Below are 277 nucleotides of genomic sequence, written 5' to 3'. Positions count from 1 at the left end.
CTGATCGCGCGACTGCGTACAGCCGGGCTGGTCGGCAAGCTGAGTGTGTCTCGTGCCCGCGACGACATTCTGGTGACGGGCCTCCTCAGTGGCGCGGACAAGGCCGGGCTCGACGCGGTGATCGCCGCATTCACCCGCGATAACCGCGACGCATCGCGAGTAGTGGTTCAGGACATTGCGCCAGCGCCTTCGCTTAATAGGGTTTTCCCCGCACCGGTTGTCAGTTTCGGCGGGAGTCAACCTGCAATGTTCATCGAACTCGCCAATGGCACGCGGC

The 277-nt window shown here is 63.5% G+C and carries 1 protein-coding gene; it reads left to right on the top strand.

Annotation, left to right across the window (positions count from 1 at the left end; translation table 11 throughout):
* The coding region (locus tag SB717_RS35490; protein WP_410907626.1) for a hypothetical protein at nucleotides 1–277 on the top strand (277 nt) is incomplete at both ends.

The organism is Priestia sp. SIMBA_032 (genome assembly GCF_046535215.1).
Classification (GTDB): domain Bacteria; phylum Bacillota; class Bacilli; order Bacillales; family Bacillaceae_H; genus Priestia; species Priestia aryabhattai.
This window is presented reverse-complemented; position numbering and strand designations above follow the sequence as displayed.